At 55.7% G+C, this 934-nt stretch carries 1 protein-coding gene; it reads right to left on the reverse strand.

Going from position 1 to position 934, the window contains the following annotated elements:
* Positions 1 to 934, reverse strand: a 934-nt coding sequence (locus AAC147_RS10165; protein WP_231571693.1) for a condensation domain-containing protein, incomplete at both ends; no start/stop codon positions are given.

Genomic DNA, 934 nt, shown 5'->3' on the forward strand with positions numbered 1-934 from the left:
GATGAGCGGCCTGTACACTGTCTTGTACCGGGGTGTCATCCATATCCAGCCGCAACGGCAGGGTATTGATAAACAAACCCATCCCACCGTCTGCTCCTTCGCCGCCGGTCATACGCCCAAACAGCACCGTGCCAAACACCACTTTTTCCTGTCCACTGGTGCGTGACAACACCTGAGCCCAGGCCAGATGACACAACGCCGCCAGACTCACCCCTTGCTGCCGGGCCTGATGACGCAAACGATCATTCAATGCCGGGGCCAGCAATCGGTGGGACTGCGTCACCTGTGTGCCATCACGATGGACCTCCGCCAGACCAAATGGCAGCGTCGGCTCTTCTACCTCGGCTAACATCTCGCTAAAGAAACGCGTATGGGCTGCCTGACTGACGCCCAACCGGACCTGTGCTACCAGATTGCGGAACGGCACGGGCGCCGCCAGGCTCTGCTCCTGTCCTGTCAGGCAGGCCTGCACTTCACGGTGCATCACTTCCAGTGTTTCATGATCACCAATCAGGTGATGCAGTAATTGCAGGACAATCCAACGGCCATCCGCTTCCTGCGCTACCACAAAGCGCAATAACGGTGCATCACTCAAACCAAGACGATAATGACTGACGTTAAAACGGGCCGCCAATTGGTGGCTCACTGGCCCCTCTGCCAGATCCAGTGTGAGTTCGGTCACTGATAAGGCAGCATGACGCCAGACAACCTGTACTGGCACGGATACCCCTTGCCAGATAAAGGCGGTGCGTAAAATATCATGACGGTCAATCATCCGTTGCATTGCCGCCAAATAACGATCCAGCAAGGTCCGGTCAGCAAACGCCATCTGACCACTCAACAGGTACGGATCCCCTTCTTGTGCCAGTAAATGGTGGAACAAAATCCCATCCTGCAACGGCGATAAGGCATAAATATCCTGAATATTCGCCAC

The sequence above is a fragment of the Xenorhabdus sp. NBAII XenSa04 genome, from assembly GCF_963866145.1.
Taxonomy (GTDB): Bacteria; Pseudomonadota; Gammaproteobacteria; order Enterobacterales; family Enterobacteriaceae; genus Xenorhabdus; species Xenorhabdus indica.